This is a genomic window from Nonlabens sp. Asnod3-H03 (assembly GCF_045063665.1).
Classification (GTDB): Bacteria; Bacteroidota; Bacteroidia; order Flavobacteriales; family Flavobacteriaceae; genus Nonlabens; species Nonlabens ulvanivorans.
In genome coordinates, this window is sequence record NZ_JBEFOD010000008.1 from 24,616 (window position 1) to 41,714 (window position 17,099).

A 17,099-nucleotide genomic window follows, 5' to 3' on the forward strand; every position below is an offset into this window, starting at 1 on the left:
CTCGATTCTATAAAATAAAAAACCCGACTATAAAGTCGGGTTTTTTATGATTGAGATAAAATTGATTATTATCCTCCAAAGTCATCAAATCTGATGTTCTCATCTGGAATTCCAAAATCCTCACCCATTTTTTGAACCGCTTGATTCATCAATGGTGGACCACAGAAATATAACTCAATATCTTCTGGTGTATCATGATGATTTAAATAGTTTTCAATTACACAGTTGTGAATGAAACCTACAAATCCATCACCTTCACCATCTATACCGTCTTTTACTTTCCAATTATCTTCTTCTAATGGTTCAGACAATGCAAGGTAAAATTTGAAATTAGGAAAATCTTTTTCTAATGCTCTAAAGTGATCCAAGTAGAATAATTCTCGTTTAGATCGACCACCATACCAATAAGTCACTTTTCTACCAGTCTTCAAAGTACGGAATAAGTGATACAAGTGAGAACGCATAGGCGCCATTCCTGCTCCACCACCTACATAAAGCATTTCTGCTTCAGATTCGTTGATAAAGAACTCTCCATAAGGACCTGATACTACAACTTTATCACCAGGTTTCTGGTTAAATATGTAAGAACTAGCAACACCAGGATTTACATCCATCCATCCGTTCTTTGCTCTATCCCATGGCGGCGTAGCAATACGTACATTTAACATAATATCACGACCTTCTGCAGGGTAAGAAGCCATAGAATATGCTCTTTCAACAGTTTCCGGGTTTTTCATTACAAGTGGCCATAAGTTAAACTTATCCCATTCTGCTTGAAATTTGTCTGCTGTATCATGCTCTTCTGGGTGAGCTGTGATATCCATATCTTTAAAATTCACAGTACATTCTGGAATTTCGATTTGAATATATCCACCAGCTTCATAATGCATATCTTCTGGAAGACGCACTACAAATTCTTTAATAAAAGAGGCAACGTTATAATTACGAACTACTTCTGCTTCCCATTTCTTAATACCAAAAACCTCTTCAGGAATCTCAATCACCATGTCTTGTTTTACCTTAACCTGGCAACCTAATCTCCATCCTTCGGCGATTTCTTTACGTGAGAAATGTGGCTCTTCAGTAGGAAGTATTCCTCCACCACCTTCTTTTACTATACACTTACACTGGATACATGTCCCACCACCACCACATGCAGATGGTAAGAATAGTTTATTATCACCTAATGTACTTAATAAAGTACTACCAGATCCAGTCGTTAAATCTCTTTCTCCATTCACGTTAATGGTCACTGGACCAGATGGAGATAATTTTTGCTTTACTACTAAAAGAAGCGTTACTAATAACAAGGTTAATAGTAAAAACGCTGCTACTGTAGCAATAATCGTTCCCGTAGTTCCTGCTGCTAATATCATTCTATTACTGGTTTACTTGTGTTAGTTTGTCTTCTAATGCAGTCGCTTGTATAGTCAACTCATTACTTTCATCTACCGGCATTACAGATAATTCATTTGTATCTGATTTTTCCTCTTCATCACCGCCTGTTAACATTCCACCAAAGCTCATAAAACCGATGGCCATTAATCCAGTAATAATAAATGTAATCCCTAGTCCTCTTAACGGAGCTGGCACAGATGAATAGCGTATTTTTTCACGTATCGCTGCAATAGCTAATATTGCTAAAAACCATCCTATACCAGAACCTACACCATAAGTGGTAGCTAATCCTAGAGTAGCAATCTCTCTAGATTGCATAAATAATGATCCACCTAATATCGCACAGTTTACTGCAATAAGTGGTAAAAATATACCTAGTGAATTATATAGTGATGGCGAGAATTTCTCTACTATAATTTCTACTAATTGCACCATGGTAGCAATAGTTGCGATAAACATTATAAAAGATAAGAAGCTTAAGTCATAAGAAGCGTACTCTGCCCCTAACCACTTTAAAGCTCCAGGCTGCAATATATACTGATCTAGCATCCAGTTTAACGGTACCGTAATCGCAAGTACAAAAATTACAGCAGCACCTAATCCAACTGCCGTAGATACTTTCTTAGATACAGCAAGGTATGAACACATCCCTAGGAATGTAGCAAACACCATATTATCTATAAAGATTGATTTGAAAAATAATTCTATATGTTCCATATTGTATGTTTTGAATACGCTTTCGCGAAAGCGTAATAACCTATATCTAGTCTTCTATTAAAGCTTTATTTCTACTACGTTGCACCCATATAATTAGACCTACAACAATTAACGCCATAGGAGATAATAGCATGAAACCATTATTCTCATATCCTATCGAATATAATCCAGTCTTTTCTATTGGATCTCCTAGCACTGCATAACCTAATAAAGTTCCTGAACCTAAAAGCTCTCTAAAGAAACCTACCAGAATAAGTATAAATCCATATCCAGCTGCATTACCTATTCCATCAAGGAAAGATCTCCATGGACCATTACCTAAAGCAAAAGCTTCAAAACGTCCCATGATAATACAGTTTGTAATAATCAATCCTACAAATACTGATAGCGTTTTACTTAACTCATAAGCATATGCCTTAAGTACCTGGTCAACAATAATTACCAATGCTGCTACAACTACTAGCTGTACAATAATTCTAATTTTAGAAGGAATAATGTTTCTCATTAAAGAGATCACCACGTTACCTACACCTAATACAAAAAGTACTGAAATAGACATTACAATCGATGCCTGCAACTCTGCAGTAATCGCAAGAGCAGAACAGATCCCTAATACCTGAATAGTAATCGGGTTATTATCTAATAATGGATCTGATATTAGCTTACTATCTTTTTTTGATAAAAGTCCCATATATCTATTTCTTTAAAGTTTTAAAATAAGGTACATAAAGACCTAAGTCTTTTTTAATCATAGCAGTTACACCATCACCAGTTATGGTTGCGCCGGCTATCGCATCTACCTCATAATCGTTTTTATCATTATTCTTAGGATCTGCGTTACCTTTTGCTACCGTAATTCCTTTAAAAACACCGGAGTCGTTCAATAAATGTTCGCCAGTGAAGTCATCCATAAAATAAGTTTGCTTGATATTAGCACCTAGACCAGGTGTTTCTCCTTTATGATCAAAGTAAGCGCCTTGAACAACCATATCTTCATCAACAGCTACATAACCCCATATGGCATCCCATAGACCTTTACCTCTAATAGGTGCAACATATAAGGTTTTACCTTCTGGGTTTTTACCAACAAACAATGGCAACAAACGTGTACCTTCAGTCTTTTGAAGATTTTGTTGTTTCTTAACGTCTATTAAATAAGGCTCTTGGTTAGCCTCATCCATGTATTCTTGACGAGTTTGCGTTTTAACAATGCTACCATCTTTAAAAGTAAGTACTAATTGCTCAGTAACATTCTTTTTAAATTCTTCTGGAGCTTCACTAGCATCAATAAATACAGCAGAGCTACCTTCGTTATTATTAATACCTAGAGCATAAAGTATATTTTGCTGCTTTTCTATTTTCTCGTTTTGAGCTATTGCAGGGCTTAAGCTAGATGCTAAAAAGGCCAATATTCCACCTACCACGATTACCATTCCTACGGCAAAGAGTAAGGTATATGAATTTTTATCAGTTCTATTTTCCATAATTAAGCTGCTTTAACTTTTAAACGCTTCATTCTTTTCTTTACGTTACCTTGAACTACATAGTGATCAATTGTAGGCGCAAAAACATTCATCAATAAAATGGCAAGGAATACTCCTTCTGGATAAGCTGGATTAAACACGCGTATCATAATTGAAATGAACCCAATTAAGAAACCATAAATCCATTTACCCTTATTAGTTTGTGAAGCGGTTACTGGATCTGTCGCCATAAATACAGCACCAAAAAGGATAGAACCTATGATTAAGTGTTGCCAGAATGGAACACTCATTAATCCATAAAATTTACTAGAATCTGTTATGATTCCTGCATCAACCACACCGTTAAAGATCAATCCCATCACTAGTGCACCAACAACAGTACTCAACATAATTCTCCAGCTTCCTATCTTAGTAAAGATTAAGAACAATGCTCCGATAATTATTAAGAATTTAGAAGTCTCACCAACTGATCCCGGGATTAATCCCCAGAACATATCCCAGTAATCGTAAGCAACTGTGCTATTTTGAGCATAAGATCCTAGAATCGTTTCTCCAGATATTGCATCTAAGTTACTTTGTCCAGCAGCAATCATTTGATCGCGCTCTACTGCACCATGCACCCAAACTTTATCTCCAGACATCCAAGTAGGATAAGCAAAGAATAAGAAAGCTCTTATAGTTAATGCTGGATTCAAGATATTCATTCCTGTTCCACCAAAAACTTCTTTACCTATTACTACTCCAAATATTACTGCTACCGCTAACATCCATAACGGAATATCAACAGGAACTATTAATGGAACTAGCATACCTGTTACTAGATATCCTTCTTCAACCTCGTGACCTTTGATAACTGCAAATAAAAATTCTACTGCCAGACCTACTCCATAAGAAACAGCTACAAGTGGTAAAATTGTCCAGGCTCCAATTAGTAAGTTATCAATCGTCCAAAATGATGCTCCTAGGAAACCATTTGCACTTTCAATCATTCCTTGAGCAAGGTAATGCTGGTAACCAGCGTTATACATACCAAAAATCAAACATGGCACTAGAGCCATGATCACTGTATTCATAGTACGTTTTAAATCATCTGCCGCTTTGATATGTGTCCCATTGTGGGTCACCTCATTAGGCAAGTATAGAAAAGTATGGAGTGCGTTAAACGCAGGAGCCATCTTCTTCCCTTTATACTTTTCTTTTAAGTCGTGTAATTTGCTTTTTAAACTCATTATCCTATCTCTTTAAGCATTAAGTCTAATCCTTCTCTAATTATCTTTTGATGCGGTTGTTTAGACACACAAATAAATTCTGTCACCGCAAAATCTTCTGGCGCTACTTCGTACATACCCAAAGCCTCCATTTCATCAAGATCTTTATACATACAAGCCTTTAAGATTTGCATAGGATAAATATCTAAAGGAAATACTTCTTCATAATTACCAGTAACCACAAACGCTCTGTGTTCACCATTTGTATTGGTATCTAGGTCGTATTTCTTCTTAGGATTTAACCATGAGAAAGTTAAAGCTCTTGATGGAGAAATTTTATCAAAAACAGGTTTATTCCAACCAAATAATTCATAATCATCACCTTCTGGAATTACCGTAACAACATTGCTATAATAATCTAAAACACCAGACTCACCAACCTGCTTACCTGAAAGAACATTTCCAGAAATCACACGGTGATTAGCTCCTTTTTCAATACCATTTTTATAAATAAAAGTATCCAAAGTAGCTCCTATTTTTGTTGTAAAGTACCTTGGGTTTTCAACAGAAGATCCTGCTAGAGCAACAACACGCTCTGCGTTGAACTTACCCGTTAAAAGCAACTCACCGATAATCACCAAATCCTGTGCTGCTACAGTATAAACCGTCTCACCTTTGTTAATAGGATCAATTTTATTGATAAGAGTACCTACATTACCACTAGGATGTGGTCCAGAAACCTTATGCAGTTCAACACCACTTAATCCAGTAAAGATAGAATCAGAGTTTTTTGCAACTCCTACATGAACCTTACCATCAGTAAGCATTCCTAAGGCAGTAATAGCGGCCTGTAGTTCTTTTTCCTTACCTGAAAGTGCAAAATTTAAATCTGCTGCAAGCGGTGCGCTAGCATGACCAGAAATAAAAATAGCTTTAGGAGTAAGTGTTGGATTTGCAACCACGTCATAAGGACGCTGCTTTACAAATGACCAACAACCTGACGCGAGCAAGTGATTTTTAACCTCTTCAGCTTTTTTACCAGACAAGTTAAATGCGCCATGATTGACGTAGTCTTGGTTAACATCTGCTTTGATCTTAAAGGCATCGATACGTCTTTTAGGACCACGTTGCACTTCTACAATCTCACCAGATACTGGAGATACAAATTTCATTGACTCGACAGACTTGTTGTAAAACAAAGTCTCACCGGCTTTTACGTGAGTACCTTCTCTAGCTACTAGCTTTGGAATGATACTGTGAAAATCTTCAGGTCGTACATAATAAAAAGATGAAGCAGCAGCATTATCAAGCTCTTTTTGAGCAGCTCCTACTAACTTAATATCGAGACCTTTTTTAATTCTAATGTCTTTTGACATAGGATGATGGATTTAGTCCTTTTAAAAATCGTGCAAATTTACGCGATAATGCGCAGATTATTGGATGCTGATTTTATTTAGAATAATTCTTAATAGAATAACTCCGTAAGTTTGGCATCGCTTTCGCGAAAGTATTAACAACATACACAATAAACGTTATATTTATCACGTATTTAACCATCTATGAAGTCGTTTTTTATTTTAGTCTTTACAACACTATCCGTTGTTTTTATCGCTCAGTCACAAACTTTAGAGGATCTTGTTAATGATCCCGACTATATAAAGTCAGTAACATTCAACAAAGAACCAGAATATATGCTTCCCGTGTTTCAAATGGGAGAAACCGTAGCGTTAGAATTTGATGACGTCATAGGTGATGAGGCAGATTATTACTATCAGTTTGAACACTATGATTATAACTGGCAACCTAGTCGTTTATTTAAAAATGAGTTTCTAGACGGTATTGATGACATGCGCATCTTTGACTACCGTAATTCTTTTACCACTTTACAATCTTTCTCACATTACACTTTATCGATACCAAATCAATTTACGCGTGGTTTTAAGGTAAGTGGCAATTACATGATTCACATTTACAATGATAACAGAGAACTCGTTTTTTCAAGAAAATTTATGATCATGGAAGAAAAAGCTCAAGTTGGTGTAGAAATTAAAAGAGCAAGAGATATTAAATATATTAACACCCAGCAAAGAGTTCAATATACTGTAGACTCTCAAGAAATTAACTTCATTAATCCAGCTGATAATCTGAAAACAGTTATTATACAAAATTCAGACATCCAGACCGCTCTTTATGATATTAAACCACAATTTAATTTAGGAAACAGGCAAGAATACAGGTACGATACAGAAACCTCATTCTGGGCAGGAAACGAATATTTAAATTTTGAAAATAGAGACTTTAGGTCTCCTAACCAGAATATAGATTATGTGCGCAAGAAAGATTTATATGAAGCATATCTATTTGTGCACAAACCTCGTTACGGTAATGAATATACTTTTTTCCCAGATATTAATGGAAACTATCTAGTGACCACATTAGATAATGAAGACAACGCTGTTCAAGCAGAATATGTAAACATTCACTTCTCGCTTTTACCGACTTTTAATCTACCGCCAGATGCCAGTATTTACGTAATGGGAAATTATAATGCTTTTCAATTGCAGCCAGAAAACATGATGATTTACAATGAGAAACGTGGCATGTATGAAGCAAAGATTTTACTTAAACAAGGATTTTATAATTACCGTTACACGGTAGTTTATAATAATGGAGAACAGGATCCTGGATTTATATCAGGAAATCTATGGCAAACTGAAAACATCTACACTGTGCTGGCATATTATCGCGAGCCAGGCGGACGATATGATCGTCTTATAGGTCAAGGCGCAGCGAGTAGTGAAGAGATTAGGAATTAGTATTATTTATAATAGGTAAATTGATAATTAAGGAAGAAGTTTTTGTCTAAATCATTCTGACCAAAAACTTGTGCGTAATTCAGGTGATTTGTTATATCCATTTGTCCATTAACTGACAAATTATAGGATTCAATTTTGTAATCTTTAGATTCCTTATCTGATATTTTTGCTCTCGCCATAAATAATCCACTATTACAATCTAAAAACTCACCTTCGTCATCAACAGCTCCTAAACTTTCTAGCTGAATATAAAATCCATCTTTTAAAAATCTTAGTTCCTTATTTTTTAGTGAAACTGACAAATCTTTATTATCACCAGTAATTATATTAAAAGTTTCCGAAGAATAAATTAGTTCCCCTAAACTATCGCCATCTACCTTGAAAAAATTAAGTCGAATAAGCAATTTGGAATTCTTATAAATTTCTTTTTGTTTCTTTGACATTCCTGAATGTCTATCAAAAGGTAACTTAATTGAAGAAATTCGTTTATTTAAAAGTTGTTCATTAGGCACAACTTTAGTGAACACATTAGTATGACATGGTAGAATTTGACTTCCTAATTTCTTAGAATCTTTCAATCCTTTGGTAGTTTCAACTATTCTTTCGTCAGATACAATTACTATTGGTGATAAAACATAATCTACAGGTTCTAAATACAATACTTCTTGAATCTCATTCTTTTTAACTTTCTTCGATTGGTATCCTATTGATGAAATTGTAATCATAGTTTCCAAATTAAACTCTTTGAGATCTATCATTCCATTTTCATTACTATAAACAGCTATAGAGTCTGCTACAAAGTTTGCAAATGGGATAATTTGCTTTGAATTTTTGTCTATAACTGTGGACTTTTGAGAAGTCCCTATGCTTATATAAAACAAAAAAAATAGTAAAACGTATGATTTCATAATTTGATAGTTTAAAAAAGGCGCATTTTACTGCGCCTTATTAATAAATTAATAATTCTTAACGATTAGCACTAATGATTCTTGGATTACGTCCTGGAAGTGCACCTGTACCGTATTGATCGCAAGGCTGAGTTCTTCTCCAAAACAACCTATGACAACAAGTCCTGTAATTTCCTCCTGGACTTTCTACTATAGGTCCACACGTCCAACCGAAACCACGTACTCTAGAATTTGTTGTATAATTTTGTTGTTCAGCAGCACTATTAATTTCTGCTATACTTATTAAATCATCACCTTGGTTAATTTCGAATCCATCTGCATCTAATAATCCTGATTCAATTTCATTCCAGTATACATCTGTCATGCTCCACGTGTTAGCTGACCAATCAATTTCAATTGCATGAATTATATTACCTGAAGTTAAATTAATTGTTGCAAACAACTCTAGTTGAGTGTTTTCACCAATTTGAAATTTAGATAATCCAATGGCTCCTCTTTCAACTTCTATTATCTCAGTAGTTTCGAGCAGAGTCGGAACAACACCATGTGAATTTTCAAAATACTGCATTGCAGTTATTTCAGAATCCTCACTGATACTTTTTGTTAAAATCTGAGAATCAGCGCGTGAATTGGAATCCATATTATCTTGAGTGCAAGAATATAATGATATCACAGTTAGTAATAGTAATAAACCTTTTTGTAAGTTTTTCATAATTTTAAAGTTTTAATGATTAATGATATCCTTGCAAAGACAACTCAAAAATGAAAAAAAAAAAAAAAGAAACTCAAGAGTTTTTTCTTTCATTTATTAAATAATTAACAAGAATATATCTATATATTAATTTATATTATCAAAACGTTGAATTCTAAATGTATATGAATTTGCATTTAATTAAACAAACCTTTTAGAGTTTTACAATACCTTTACATCGACCAACCATCGATATGAAACCTACCGTACGATCACTAGCAAAATACAGAGGCAATAAATGTCTTAATTGCGAGACTCCACTAGACATTGCAGACAAGTACTGTCACCAATGCGGTCAACTCAACACAACCAAGAAATTAGCGTTAAAAGATTTTTTTACCGAGTTTTTTGCAAACTTTATTGCTTATGACTCTAGAGTGTGGCGCACTATAACGCACATTCTTATAAAACCAGGATATGTTACAGAGCAATATTGTAATGGTAAACGAACTGAGTATGCAAATCCGTTTCGGTTTTTTCTAACCGTAAGCATTGTCTTCTTTTTACTGCTTCAACTAGCCATTCAATTCTCTGATACCTCGCATCTTAAAAGTCAAAAAAGTAATAATGCAGGAATTTTTAATGTGAGTATAGATTCTACTACACAAAACAAAGCAGAGCTGATTGAGCTCATTAAAAATCAGCAAGACAGTTTAGGCGACAATCAAAATTTTTATCAAAAATTAGCGATTGACAGAGCTATAGAAGAAATTGAAAAGGACACAACCACTTTAAATATAGGTCGCACCTACTACACACAAGAAAAACTTGATAATCAGAGCTACATTTCAGAATACTTCAGTCAAGTAACTGATTATGCAAACTTCTATGGTAATCATCCTTCAAAGAGCACCAGTGAAGCATTAAACGAATTAGGACATCGACTAGATAATCAAAATATCACCAGATATAACAAAGCAAAAAAATTCAGTAACTTAACAGATCAACCTGTTGAGATGATCAACATTATACTTCCTAAGGTGCCGTTGTTTCTATTTTTCTTTGCTCCTTTTATGAGTCTATTCTTCTGGTTGATTTATGCACGAGGTAAATGGAATTATATGGAACACATGGTTTTTAATTTTCATCTTTTAACCTTTGTCTTCCTAATACTTTATCTGATCATCGCAGAAAAATCTTTTACAGGTACTAGCATAATCGCATCACTATTTTTTGGCATTATAGGACCCTTATATCTTTACAAAGCCATGCGCAAGTTTTACAAACAAGGTAGATTTAAGACTATTTTAAAGTTTCTATTTATAAATTTTGTATTTTTCGTATTATTATTGGTAAGCAGCACATTGTTTATGTTAGGAAGTATTTTTCTAAGTATTTAATCTATGATTCAACAAGTTACAAGAGGAATTAAAATCTCTGTACAAACCAGTTTTGAAGGCACATTTTATAAAAACTATAAGATGAACTTCGCCTTTGGCTATATTATTACTATAGAAAATCAAAGCAAAAACTCTGTTCAACTAACTTCTCGCCATTGGAAAATCAAAGATAGTCTCAGTAAAACTGAGCATGTTGATGGCGAAGGTGTTATAGGTCAGAAACCAGTCATCAAGCCTGGCGAATCGCACACTTATCAGAGCGGCTGCCTTCTATCATCACCATTTGGCAATATGAGTGGTTATTATTCCATGGTAGATTTTGCTACGACTAAAAAGTTTGGCGTTGTAATACCTGCTTTTAAACTCAGTGCGCCTTTTGCACTTAATTAATTCTAATTCCGCTTTCGCGAAAGCGGAATCAAATTTCTCATTTACTAGATTAAGAATTCTTTAGGTTACAATACAACCGTAAAGCAAGCTATTATTTGTAATTTCACGCCGAAATTATAAAATAAATCATATCATGGGAAAAGGATTTTTCAAAGTCCCAGTTGCTGTAAATGAGCCTATTAAAACATATGCTCCAGGAACTGTAGAAAGAGATCAAGTGCTAGCAGCTTACAAAGAATTGTGGAATGCAAACACAGAAGTACCGCTATATATTAATGGAAAAGAGGTTAAAACTGGCGATACTGCAGCTATAAGGCCACCACATGATCACCAACATGTTGTAGGTAATTATCATAGAGGTGGAAAGAAAGAAGTACAAGAAGCAATTGCCACAGCCATAGAGGCACGTAAAACATGGTCACAACTACCGTGGGAACAGCGCGCTGGTATCTTTTTAAAAGCAGCAGAACTTATCGCAGGCCCTTATAGAGCTCGTATTAACGCTGCTACAATGATTAATCAATCTAAAACCATTTTCCAAGCAGAGATTGATTCGGCTTGTGAATTAATAGATTTTTTAAGGTTTAATGTACAGTATATGACTGAAATATATGCTGAGCAACCAGAATCTACATCGGGCGCATGGAATAGATTAGAATACAGACCTCTAGAAGGTTTTGTTTACTGTATCTCTCCTTTTAACTTTACCGCTATTGCAGGTAACTTACCAGCAAGTGCTGCTTTAATGGGTAATGTATGTGTGTGGAAACCTAGCGATCATCAAATGTTGAGTGCTCAAGTAATTGTTGAAGTATTTAGAGAAGCTGGTGTACCTGATGGCGTTATCAACATGGTAAATGCTGACCCAGTAATGATGACTGATGAAGTAATGACGCATCCAGACTTTTCTGGTGTTCACTTTACAGGTTCAACATCTGTCTTCAGAAGTCTTTGGACTAAAGTAGGTGAGAATATTAATAACTATAAGACTTATCCTAAGATTGTTGGAGAAACTGGTGGTAAAGACTTTATAGTAGCTCACAGTAGTGCTGTACCTGCACAAGTTGCAACAGCCATTGTAAGAGGTGCATTTGAATTTCAAGGTCAAAAATGTAGTGCAGCATCTCGTGCCTACATACCGCAAAGTATGTGGCCAGAAGTTGAGAAACTAATTAGAACTGATGTAGAAAGTTTTAAAATGGGATCTCCAGAAGACATGAGTAATTTTATTACAGCAGTGATTCACGAAGGCTCATTTGATAAACTTGCTAAGTATATTGACGGAGCAAAAAACGATTCTAATGCAGATGTAGTTATCGGTGGAAATTACGATAAATCTAAAGGATGGTTTGTAGACCCAACCGTTATCGTGACTACTGATCCTAAATACGTTACTATGGAGACTGAACTATTTGGTCCTGTAATTACTATTTATGTATACGAGGATGATAAATATACAGAAATGCTGAAGTTAGTTGATGAAACTAGTGAATATGCATTAACTGGTGCTATTTTAGGTCAAGATCGCTATGCCGTATCTCAAGCAACTACAGCTTTAGAAAATTGTGCAGGTAACTTCTATATCAACGATAAATGTACAGGTGCTGTGGTTGGTCAACAACCTTTTGGTGGCGCGCGTGCATCTGGAACTAATGATAAAGCAGGCTCTAAATTGAATCTATTACGCTGGGTTTCTCCACGTATGATTAAAGAAACTTTTGTAACTCCTACAGATTATAGATATCCTTTCCTAGGGGAATAATCATTTGAAGTTTTAAATAGTAAAAGCCACGTCAGTTAACGTGGCTTTTTTATTCTACGAACATTATTTAAACCTATTATGATTAATCATAAAATTTGAAGCATAAAAAAGCGCTCTACATAGAGCGCTTTTTAAATACATTTAATAGAATTTATTACTAATCAAAATCTTTATTAGTTCCAACAGCAGCCTTCTGTACATTTACAACTTCACCAGATGCATCTACTACAAATGCAACAACATCCATGTCTGCAGTATTTACAGTAGACCCTACTGTTACAGTTAAGCTAGCAGTATAAACACCATCAGCTACTTGCTCTGTAGCAGGAATCACGTCGCCAAAAATATCAGTAAAAGAAGCTCTCAAAATATCATTATGTACAAAATTTGGAATTGAGCTACCACCACCAAAGTTGTTAGTATAATTAGTTTGAGACTCAACTCTTCCGTTCTCTAATAAAACAGCAACTAATTTTAAATCAGATTGGTCAAAATCAAAACCAACCTTGATTGTAGCGGTAACTGTATTACCAGACAAACTAGAATTTATAGCTAAACCTACTTCCCTTGTAGTATTTAATAAACTTAATGGTTGTGAAATATTCATAGCATCACCACTTACAGACGCCCATCTAACATCTCTATTAAGTATTCCGGTAGGAAATCCAGTAACTCCAAATTGAGACCTCATTTGACTTTCTAATGGAAAAGCCATAGCATCTCCATTATGAACAGCAACAGCTATTACATCATCACCATTAGCAGAGTTATGCACATCAATTATACCTTGCGAAATACGTGGACACCATCCACACCATGCTCCAGTATAATCTTCTATAAGTGCTTTTGTAGTGAAAGATGGAGAAATTACTTCAACACTTAATGTATTTGAAGTTTCACTTCCAATTGTCGCTACTGCACTTTTTACTCCTGTAGATGTAAAAATTGTAGTACTACCTGAAATCGCTGTGCCATCTACAGTGATGACCGAAGCAGGCGTTACATTTGCACCATTGGCGTCTCTTACTGTAAAAGTGACAGCATCACTCTCATAAACTCTAGATTTAGAAACTTCTAGTGTAAGAGCACTAGATCCGCCACCATTACCATTACCGGAACCGCTTCCACCACCATCATCGGTTGAATTCGAAGAACATGAGGTAATTCCTATTGCTAGGAATAACATCATCATTTTTAAAAAATTTGCTGTTTTCATTGGTTTGTTATTTAAATTTATATTATGGATGCTCAAATATAATGTTTTCATAATATTATCCTAATTTTTGTTAAAGATTTTGTAAATGAACATTTAGAGAAAAATAGCTTTGGCATGATTATTACAATGATTCTTTATATCATTGTAAACCTTAACTATACTTATTATTATGAAAAACTTATTAATTGTAACCTTGATTTTCAGTTTCGCTTTTGCAAAAGCACAAACATCTTTACCTGAAATTACCCTAAAAAATCTAGATGGTAAAGAAATTTCTTTAGCTACCTTAAGCGATGACAAAACTGTCGTTGTTTCCCTTTGGGCAACATGGTGCGTACCTTGTATAAGAGAATTAGATACGATTGCCGAGGTTTATGAAGAAATGCAAGAGGAAATTAATTTTGAACTTGTTGCCATATCTGTTGATGATTCCCGTTCAACACGCAGAGTTAAACCTGCAGTAATGGGTAAAGGCTGGGAATATACAGTGCTTCTAGACCCTAATAATGATGTAAGAAGACATTTGGGCAACCCTAATGTACCACTAACCCTTATCATTAAGGATGGTGTCATAGTATATCGTCACTCAAGCTTCACACCTGGTGCTGAAGACGAATTATTTGATAAGTTCAAAGAACTTGCAGGATAAAACAATTCAAACAGCCAATATTAACCAACCAATTTGACAATGAAAAAATTATTGATAGCCATAGTAGCTCTAACTACTATGCAAATAACTATAGCGCAAGAAAATAGAGGAACATTCTCTGGAGGCTTTGAATCTAATAGTCAATGGTACCAAGATGATGAAGGTCTAGGTACAGTTGCACCACAGGATCAATTGCGTTCTAATAATTACTTTACTCTTAGGTATTCATATGATAAATTCACCGCAGGCATTCAATACGAACTATTTGCGCCCAATCCATTATTAGGATATTTTGAAGGCTTTAAGGGAAATGGTATCGGAACATACTATCTTAATTTTAAACATGAAGGTTTAGATATTACCGGAGGTCATTTTTACGACCAATTTGGTAGTGGACTTATATATCGTTCATGGGAAGACAGACAATTAGGAATAGACAACTCGATTAGAGGAGTACGCATTAATTATGAATTCACAGATTACTTAGTAGCTACAGCCTTTACCGGTAATCAACGAGTAGGCTTTGAGGTTTCTGAAGGAACGATCACGGGTCTAAATGCAGAATTAGATTTATCAAACGCCCTAGATTTAGAAACTGGAATACAAATAGGAGCTAGTTATGTAAACCGTTATCAAACCTCTACCAGTCCAGACTTAAACTTTCCGGCAGACGTTGGTGCATATAGTGCTCGTGCAGATATAACTTTTAGTAAGTTTTTCTTAGGAGCTGAATATGTTTATAAAGAACAAGATGCTTTTGTTCTTGACGGATTTGTAAGCAATAACAATTATCAAGATGGTAGAGCTCTCTTATTAAATACTGGGTATGCTACAAAAGGACTTGGAATTAATGCCACATTTAGAGCCGTAGAAAATATGGGCTTCTATTCGGACAGAGAAGCTAGTGGTAACGCATTTCTAACAAACACTATTAATTACGTTCCTGGATATACAAAACAACAAGATTATGCCGTTTCAAATATCTACGTCTACGCTCCACAACCATTTGTATCACCTGGTGAAGGAAAAGCTGGTGAAATAGGTGGTCAGATCGATGTTTATTACACGGCAAAAAAAGGAAGTACATTAGGTGGGAAATACGGTACTAAATTTGAATTTAATTATGCTAATTGGAGTGGATTAGACGCAACATTTGATGTCACAAATAACACTTATCAAGCATCTTTACTGAGCAGAAATGAAAAATATTTTGAAGAAGCTAGTGTTGCAGTCAAAAAACGATTCAGCAGAAACTTCTCAACCATATTTACTGCTGTACACACAGAATATAACACAACAATAATTGAAGGTAGTGGAGATTTCTTAAGAGGTGACGCCTTCATTATAGATGCTCTTTATAAATTAGATGATGGTCGTAGTGTTAGGATGGATTTACAACATTTAAGTGCCGATGCTGATCGTGGAAACTGGGCTGCTGCAACAGCAGAGTATGCTTTTAGTCCCTACCTATCCATGTACGTAACTGATTTATATAATTATGACGAGACTGACATACATTACTATTCTGTTGGTGGTAGTTATACTAGAGGAAGAACTCGCGTAGCCATGAATTATGGGCGCCAGCGTGGTGGATTAGTTTGTGTAGGTGGTGTATGTAGATTTGTACCAGAAAATACTGGGCTTACTTTAAATATCTCAACAAACTTCTAGTTTCTAAAAATTAGATCAAAAAAAAGACCTCATCACAGAGGTCTTTTTTTATTTATCAAAGTGGCAGATGAACTACTTTTTTAGTCTCAAAAAACTCATCATCAAAATAATCTGGTAATTCATAAATATAAGTATCTGGAAATGGCTTTAACTCTTCGGTTAAATCACCACCTTTAAGATATAGAATACCATTCTCAATCTCGTGATAGCTATCTTTTCTTATTTTATTACGTGTCCAACTCACAAAGTCAGGCATGTTAGTGACCGCACGACTTACTATAAAATCGAACTTGCCTTTCACCTTTTCGGCTCTTCCATGCTGTGTAGTGACATTTTTTAATTGTAAAGCTTCTACAACAGCATCAACAACCTTAATCTTCTTCCCGATAGCGTCTATAAGGTGAAAATTTGTTTTAGGGAACATAATCGCAAGAGGTATACCTGGAAAACCTCCACCGGTTCCTACATCCATTACTCTGGTGCCACCTGGCGTGTTAGGCAAGCTTTCGCGAAAGCGTACTACACAAGCTATACCCAGAGAATGGAGTACATGTCTAGTATACAATTGATCGATATCTTTTCTAGAAATCACATTGATTTGTGAGTTCCACTTTGCATATAAATCACCTAACTGGGCAAATTGCTCCATTTGATGATCTGATAAATGCGGAAAATAATTTTTTATGATTTGATGCACTGTCAATATTTTGTGCAAAAATAACGCATTAATAATCTAGTGAAATGAAAGCTAGGAATTAATGAAATGATATTTTTGTAAATCTAATATCA

At 35.0% G+C, this 17,099-nt stretch carries 16 protein-coding genes; 6 read left to right on the forward strand and 10 right to left on the reverse strand.

Features of this window, described 5'->3' with window-relative positions:
* Window positions 1-68: 68 nt before the first annotated feature.
* The 6 genes from nqrF to ACJJVI_RS03415 are packed head-to-tail and all read right to left on the reverse strand — an operon-like array spanning window position 69 to window position 6,183.
* Window positions 69-1,376: an NADH:ubiquinone reductase (Na(+)-transporting) subunit F gene (gene nqrF, locus ACJJVI_RS03390; protein ID WP_042247402.1), complete on the reverse strand. Its 1,308-nt coding sequence runs from the start codon at window positions 1,374-1,376 to the stop codon at window positions 69-71.
* A gap of 4 nt (window positions 1,377-1,380) precedes the next feature.
* Window positions 1,381-2,115 carry an NADH:ubiquinone reductase (Na(+)-transporting) subunit E gene (nqrE, locus tag ACJJVI_RS03395; RefSeq protein ID WP_006796019.1) on the reverse strand — a complete coding sequence of 245 codons (735 nt, stop codon included), beginning with the start codon at window positions 2,113-2,115 and terminating at the stop codon, window positions 1,381-1,383.
* 46 nt (window positions 2,116-2,161) lie between these two features.
* Entirely contained in the window at window positions 2,162-2,806 is a 645-nt protein-coding gene (locus tag ACJJVI_RS03400; protein WP_317290187.1) for an NADH:ubiquinone reductase (Na(+)-transporting) subunit D, read from the reverse strand.
* Between the two features lie 4 nt (window positions 2,807-2,810).
* Complete coding sequence (locus tag ACJJVI_RS03405) at window positions 2,811-3,599, reverse strand: Na(+)-translocating NADH-quinone reductase subunit C (protein WP_036584249.1); 789 nt, start codon at window positions 3,597-3,599, stop codon at window positions 2,811-2,813.
* Between the two features lie 2 nt (window positions 3,600-3,601).
* Window positions 3,602-4,828, reverse strand: a complete 1,227-nt coding sequence (locus ACJJVI_RS03410) for an NADH:ubiquinone reductase (Na(+)-transporting) subunit B (RefSeq protein WP_036584246.1) — start codon at window positions 4,826-4,828, stop codon at window positions 3,602-3,604.
* Complete coding sequence (locus ACJJVI_RS03415) at window positions 4,828-6,183, reverse strand: Na(+)-translocating NADH-quinone reductase subunit A (RefSeq protein ID WP_405350345.1); 1,356 nt, start codon at window positions 6,181-6,183, stop codon at window positions 4,828-4,830. Before ACJJVI_RS03415 ends, ACJJVI_RS03410 begins: the two co-directional genes overlap by 1 nt.
* Window positions 6,184-6,366: 183 nt before the next feature.
* On the opposite strand from ACJJVI_RS03415, the gene ACJJVI_RS03420 reads away from it, so the two are divergent.
* Window positions 6,367-7,623, forward strand: a complete 1,257-nt coding sequence (locus tag ACJJVI_RS03420) for a DUF5103 domain-containing protein (protein WP_036584241.1) — start codon at window positions 6,367-6,369, stop codon at window positions 7,621-7,623.
* Window positions 7,624-7,625: 2 nt separating this feature from the next.
* Here ACJJVI_RS03420 and ACJJVI_RS03425 read toward each other — a convergent pair whose 3' ends face one another.
* Together ACJJVI_RS03425 and ACJJVI_RS03430 are read right to left on the reverse strand one after the other, a co-directional pair.
* Window positions 7,626-8,531, reverse strand: coding sequence for a hypothetical protein (locus ACJJVI_RS03425; protein WP_036584238.1), 906 nt, complete (start codon window positions 8,529-8,531; stop codon window positions 7,626-7,628).
* Between the two features lie 58 nt (window positions 8,532-8,589).
* Window positions 8,590-9,243: a hypothetical protein gene (locus tag ACJJVI_RS03430; RefSeq protein WP_036584235.1), complete on the reverse strand. Its 654-nt coding sequence runs from the start codon at window positions 9,241-9,243 to the stop codon at window positions 8,590-8,592.
* A 233-nt stretch (window positions 9,244-9,476) separates the two neighbouring features.
* Between ACJJVI_RS03430 and ACJJVI_RS03435 the strand changes: the two genes are divergently transcribed.
* From ACJJVI_RS03435 to pruA, 3 genes are all read left to right on the forward strand, one after another.
* Window positions 9,477-10,622 carry a DUF3667 domain-containing protein gene (locus tag ACJJVI_RS03435; RefSeq protein WP_042247396.1) on the forward strand — a complete coding sequence of 382 codons (1,146 nt, stop codon included), beginning with the start codon at window positions 9,477-9,479 and terminating at the stop codon, window positions 10,620-10,622.
* Window positions 10,623-10,625: 3 nt separating this feature from the next.
* Window positions 10,626-11,012 (forward strand): Co2+/Mg2+ efflux protein ApaG, encoded by a 387-nt coding sequence (apaG, locus tag ACJJVI_RS03440; protein WP_006796026.1) that lies wholly within the window; start codon window positions 10,626-10,628, stop codon window positions 11,010-11,012.
* 133 nt (window positions 11,013-11,145) lie between these two features.
* The gene (pruA, locus tag ACJJVI_RS03445) at window positions 11,146-12,774 is read left to right on the forward strand and encodes an L-glutamate gamma-semialdehyde dehydrogenase (protein ID WP_036584228.1); all 1,629 of its coding nucleotides are present in this window, start codon (window positions 11,146-11,148) and stop codon (window positions 12,772-12,774) included.
* Between the two features lie 157 nt (window positions 12,775-12,931).
* Here pruA and ACJJVI_RS03450 read toward each other — a convergent pair whose 3' ends face one another.
* A complete protein-coding gene (locus ACJJVI_RS03450) occupies window positions 12,932-13,990 on the reverse strand; it encodes an Omp28-related outer membrane protein (protein ID WP_042247394.1) in 1,059 nt (352 codons plus the stop codon).
* 169 nt (window positions 13,991-14,159) lie between these two features.
* On the opposite strand from ACJJVI_RS03450, the gene ACJJVI_RS03455 reads away from it, so the two are divergent.
* Together ACJJVI_RS03455 and ACJJVI_RS03460 are read left to right on the forward strand one after the other, a co-directional pair.
* A complete protein-coding gene (locus ACJJVI_RS03455) occupies window positions 14,160-14,639 on the forward strand; it encodes a TlpA disulfide reductase family protein (protein ID WP_042247391.1) in 480 nt (159 codons plus the stop codon).
* A gap of 39 nt (window positions 14,640-14,678) precedes the next feature.
* The gene (locus tag ACJJVI_RS03460) at window positions 14,679-16,310 is read left to right on the forward strand and encodes a DUF6029 family protein (protein WP_042271045.1); all 1,632 of its coding nucleotides are present in this window, start codon (window positions 14,679-14,681) and stop codon (window positions 16,308-16,310) included.
* Between the two features lie 55 nt (window positions 16,311-16,365).
* Here the strand turns inward: ACJJVI_RS03460 and rsmG are convergent, their stop codons facing one another.
* A complete protein-coding gene (gene rsmG, locus ACJJVI_RS03465; RefSeq protein WP_042271093.1) occupies window positions 16,366-17,007 on the reverse strand; it encodes a 16S rRNA (guanine(527)-N(7))-methyltransferase RsmG in 642 nt (213 codons plus the stop codon).
* Window positions 17,008-17,099 lie beyond the last annotated feature (92 nt).

Excerpts from the sequence above, each read along its gene's own strand:
- pruA (WP_036584228.1), top strand. The coding sequence starts at position 11,146 with ATGGGAAAAGGATTTTTCAAAGTCCCAGTTGCTGTAAATGAGCCTATT.
- ACJJVI_RS03430 (WP_036584235.1), bottom strand. The coding sequence starts at position 9,243 with ATGAAAAACTTACAAAAAGGTTTATTACTATTACTAACTGTGATATCA.
- ACJJVI_RS03425 (WP_036584238.1), bottom strand. The coding sequence starts at position 8,531 with ATGAAATCATACGTTTTACTATTTTTTTTGTTTTATATAAGCATAGGG.
- ACJJVI_RS03415 (WP_405350345.1), bottom strand. The coding sequence starts at position 6,183 with ATGTCAAAAGACATTAGAATTAAAAAAGGTCTCGATATTAAGTTAGTA.
- apaG (WP_006796026.1), top strand. The coding sequence starts at position 10,626 with ATGATTCAACAAGTTACAAGAGGAATTAAAATCTCTGTACAAACCAGT.
- nqrF (WP_042247402.1), bottom strand. The coding sequence starts at position 1,376 with ATGATATTAGCAGCAGGAACTACGGGAACGATTATTGCTACAGTAGCA.
- ACJJVI_RS03405 (WP_036584249.1), bottom strand. The coding sequence starts at position 3,599 with ATGGAAAATAGAACTGATAAAAATTCATATACCTTACTCTTTGCCGTA.
- ACJJVI_RS03460 (WP_042271045.1), top strand. The coding sequence starts at position 14,679 with ATGAAAAAATTATTGATAGCCATAGTAGCTCTAACTACTATGCAAATA.
- ACJJVI_RS03435 (WP_042247396.1), top strand. The coding sequence starts at position 9,477 with ATGAAACCTACCGTACGATCACTAGCAAAATACAGAGGCAATAAATGT.
- ACJJVI_RS03410 (WP_036584246.1), bottom strand. The coding sequence starts at position 4,828 with ATGAGTTTAAAAAGCAAATTACACGACTTAAAAGAAAAGTATAAAGGG.
- ACJJVI_RS03420 (WP_036584241.1), top strand. The coding sequence starts at position 6,367 with ATGAAGTCGTTTTTTATTTTAGTCTTTACAACACTATCCGTTGTTTTT.
- nqrE (WP_006796019.1), bottom strand. The coding sequence starts at position 2,115 with ATGGAACATATAGAATTATTTTTCAAATCAATCTTTATAGATAATATG.
- ACJJVI_RS03400 (WP_317290187.1), bottom strand. The coding sequence starts at position 2,806 with ATGGGACTTTTATCAAAAAAAGATAGTAAGCTAATATCAGATCCATTA.
- ACJJVI_RS03450 (WP_042247394.1), bottom strand. The coding sequence starts at position 13,990 with ATGAAAACAGCAAATTTTTTAAAAATGATGATGTTATTCCTAGCAATA.
- ACJJVI_RS03455 (WP_042247391.1), top strand. The coding sequence starts at position 14,160 with ATGAAAAACTTATTAATTGTAACCTTGATTTTCAGTTTCGCTTTTGCA.